At 22.6% G+C, this 4313-nt stretch carries 3 protein-coding genes; 1 reads left to right on the forward strand and 2 read right to left on the reverse strand.

Features of this window, described 5'->3' with window-relative positions; genetic code table 11:
• Positions 1-445: hypothetical protein (locus tag MBFIL_RS02685; RefSeq protein ID WP_157078625.1), on the reverse strand; the 445-nt coding region annotated here is incomplete at its 3' end.
• Positions 446-1042: 597 nt separating this feature from the next.
• Here MBFIL_RS02685 and MBFIL_RS02690 point away from each other — a divergent pair.
• The gene (locus tag MBFIL_RS02690) at positions 1043-3559 is read left to right on the forward strand and encodes a hypothetical protein (protein ID WP_066971236.1); all 2517 of its coding nucleotides are present in this window, start codon (positions 1043-1045) and stop codon (positions 3557-3559) included.
• Positions 3560-3645: 86 nt separating this feature from the next.
• On the opposite strand, the gene MBFIL_RS02695 is transcribed toward MBFIL_RS02690, so the two are convergent.
• On the reverse strand, positions 3646-4119 hold the full coding sequence (locus tag MBFIL_RS02695; protein WP_084266275.1) for a cyclase family protein: 474 nt from the start codon (positions 4117-4119) through the stop codon (positions 3646-3648).
• Between the last annotated feature and the right edge of the window lie 194 nt (positions 4120-4313).

A 4313-nucleotide genomic window follows, 5' to 3' on the forward strand; every position in this document is an offset into this window, starting at 1 on the left:
AATTATATTTAGCCTGTAAATACATGATTTTAAACATTAAAGTAACATCATGATGTGGTCTACCTCTGCACTGATGGTTGTACATGGATTCCAGTATTGATCTATATATTTCACAATTCAGCATATTTTTATGCTCTTTCAACTCTAACAACTCTTCATTTTCATTATTCATAGAGTTAAGAAGAAAAAGAGTCTTAAAATGATTCACACTTTCTCCATCATCTAATGCACGAATCATTCTTTCCAAATCACAACACAAAAGCTCTTTATTAAAAGGACTATTAATATTAAAATTAAGACCTTCCTTCCACAAATCACTAAAATCCCCACGAACAACAGACCTCAAATAATCAAAATCAACACCAAACTTACCACTACTCTCCCAAACATCCAACTTCTTCAACACAAACCTAAAACACTTACGAATACTACTATTAAAACTCATAAAAAAATATATAAACAATCAAACATAAATAAAAATACCCAAGAAAAAAAATAATACATATAAAAAGAAAATTATTAAATACGAATCCTCATCTGTAATTCATTATAAATTTTATTTAAATATTATGAGAAATAACATAAATATATACTAAATAGTATACAGATTTATATATTATTAAATTAATATATAATACATATTATATTCAATGATATTTATTCATTATTTGAATAATATGAATTAAATTTAATTGTTAAATTAATAGTTACAATTAATTACTAAATATATTTAAATTATTTTAACAATAAATCTATATATTGTTATAACTTTAAAATTAATTAAGTTTTTACAAGTAATGCCTAATTACAAAATTCAATTTTATAATATTTTAATTATAATGTAATAATTTCACAATTAATTAATGTTTTTTATATATTTGAATTTATTTAATTGTAATATTCATTTAATTCCATATTTTCAAAGGATACTAAACAAAATAGCTATCTACAATGGATATATTTTTATACTATTTGCTGGCTATTGTGATTTAATCAATTTATTTAACTTTAACAAATCCTAGTTTTTAATTAAGGGGTACTTATGACATTTGGAAAAGATAGTGAAAAGGAGAAACTTGAAGATCTTGTTAAATCCTGTTTGTTAGAAATTAATAAACTTAAAATAGATCTTATGAATGCTAAAAATGAAAATAGTATTCTTAAAAGTAGCCCTGAACTTGAAAAATTGCAATCAATTATTAATGATAAAGATAAAAAAATCATTGGGCTTGAAAGCTCTTTAACTGAAAAAGATAGGATTATCTCTAAAAAAGATGAAGATATTTTAAATCAGCTTAATGAACTTTCTGAAAAGGAATCAGAAATATCTAAGTTAAATGCATCTTTAGAGGATAAAAATCAATTCTTTAACCAAAGAGAAGTGTCATTATCCAAAAAAGACATAGAATTACAAGAAAAAAATTCTGAAATTGATACTTTAGAAGAATTATTAAATGAAAAAGATCAGATTATTTCTCAAATTGATGCTTTATTGAAAGATAAAGATTCTAAGATTGAAGAGAAAGAAACTGAAATTAATAATCTTAGTATTTTCTCTGAAGAGAAAAATCAAATTATCTCCCAGAAAGAAGAATTACTAAAAAGTAAGGACCTTAGAATTAATGATTTAACAAACATGAAAGATTCTCTTAGTGAAATTAAACAATCTCTACAAGTTGATTTGAATAATTTTAAAAATGAGGAATTAACTAAGAAAAATGAAAAGTTAGAAGATGCAATTTCTAGGGTTGTAGAGAGAGAAGACAAGATTAAAGAGCTTTCAAATGAAATTGAAATATATAAATCAACAATTAATGATTTGGAAAATAGTATTGTTAGTAAAAATGATTTATTAGAAATTCAAAAAGAGTTAAAAAATAAAGATGAATCTATTAAAGAACTAAAGGCTTTACAAATAGATGAAAAAAGAATAGAATCTCTTAATAATGAAATTAATACCAAAAATAATAGAATAACTGAATTAGAATCATCATTAATATCTATTAAGACTATTAATTCAACACTAGAAGAAAACATTAAAGAATTTAAAAACAAAGAAAATAAACATAAAATAGAGATTACAAACTTAAATAATTTAATTAAAGACTTGAATAAAGAATTATCTGATCTTAAAGAAGATATTTCTAATAAGGTTGAAGAGATTGCCTTGTTAAAAGAAGATATTTCTAATAAGGTTGAAGAGATTGCCTTGTTAAAAGAAGATATTTCTAATAAGGTTGAAGAGATTGCCTTGTTAAAAGAAGATATTTCTAATAAGGTTGAAGAGATTGCCTTGTTAAAAGAAGATATTTCTAATAAGGTTGAAGAGATTGCCTTGTTAAAAGAAGATCTTTCTGGGAAAAATAAAGAGAATAGTTCATTTAAACAGGAAATTAAAATTAAAGAAAATGAAATAAATTCTTTAAAATCTTCTGTGAATGAATTAGATCAAGATATAATTAATAAAACTAATGAAATTTCTTCTTTAAACGATTCTATTAACAAATTAAATGAAGAATTATCTACTAAATCTAAAAAAATAGTTTCTTTAAATGATTCACTAAATGATAGAAATTTTAGTATTAATAAAAATAAAACAACTTTGAATTCATTAAATAATGAATTATTAGAAAAAACTGAAAAAGTAAGAACATTAGAAGATACTTTAAGGTATTCTAGAAATAAAGTAGATGAATATGAAAGTAAAATTGAACTTCTAAATAATAAAATTAAAGAATCAACTAATAATAATCTAATTTCTAAAAAAGAGTATGATTCACTTATTAAACAATTAGAAAATAAAGAATCTAAAATAAAACAATTGAAAGAACTTAATAATATTTTACATAATTCTAATAATTTAACAGCTAATGAATCTAGTAATAATAATCATGAAGTAGCTATTAAGAATGATGAAATCCAGTCTATTATTAAAGATTTAGATAATGCTGGTAGAAATAGTGAAAACAAAAAAGAAAACAATCTTAAATCTAGTGATGATTCATTTGATTCAGTAATGTCTATTATATCTAATAAAGATTCAAATAATGGAGAAAGTCCTAATAATAATAATAATAATAATAATAATTCTATCGATTATAAGAATAGTTCTAATTTTAATAATGATTCTAATTCTGAAGATGTTCCAAATGATTTAATCAATTCAATAATATCTGATAGTTCTGATGTTAATATAATTGATGGAACTGATGATGATATTAATAATTGCTTAGATAAAGTTAAATCACTTAAAAAACAGCTTAAAATATGTAAAGCGTCTTTAAAAGATCTTGAAAGAATAAAAGATCATTTTGACAGCTTAATAGCTCCACCTAAAAAAGATTTAACTTCTTTCCAATCTCAAGTATATAGCTTGATTCCTAATGAAAAAATGAATGCTAAAGAAATCCATAAATATGTAAAAAACATTGCTTTTAAGAATTTAACATTTAACACCACTGCTAATATCTTAAGGAATCTTGAAAGGAAAGGATATATGGAGGTTGAAGAAAATGGTAATATTAATGAAGCAATTTGGACAAAAACGAATAAACTATGATTCAAATTGATTAAATAATAATCTCATTCTATATCTCTATTTAATTTCTTCTTTTTTCTTCTTTTTTACTAATTTAATTATTAGACTTAGACTTTGTTAGATTTCACAAAAGCTCTTATAAAAGATGCTTCTGTGTTAATATTTAATGGTATGAAGTATGATTTATAGCTATTTTCAGTTAATTTGTCTAGATTAGTTAGATTTTCAACTATCCATATGTCATTTTTAAGAAATAATTTGTGAATTGTGCTTTTTCCATACTTATCTACATTTGGTGAATCTATAGCTATTCCATTAATATTACTTTCAATTAACAGTTTAGCTATTTCTTTTGAGATGTGAAAATTATCTGTAAAGTACTCATCCTCTGCCCAATTGTTAAACCATCCTGTTTTTATAATGACTATCTTTTCAAATTCATATGGAATTTTCAAATCTTTTATCATTATTTCTTTATGATGTAATATTTTTTTATTTTCTTTATTTTTTCTATTTTTGTATTGTAATTTATAGGATATTTCCAAGGAATTATATTTGATTTTCCTATATTGGCTGTGCAATAATTATTTTTTGATTCTTTTTAGTTATGCTTAGTTTTAAATATTATGGGGTGTAATATAGTATTAATGTTTTTTAGTTTTTGTTGAGTTGGTGTTTATGGTTTTGCATGAAGATAGTATTGGTCAGGTGTTTTTACTTCCTTTGAATTTGAGGGACTTTATTCCAGATAATCATATTTGTTTTTTTATTGAGG

The organism is Methanobrevibacter filiformis (genome assembly GCF_001639265.1).
GTDB lineage: Archaea > Methanobacteriota > Methanobacteria > Methanobacteriales > Methanobacteriaceae > Methanacia > Methanacia filiformis.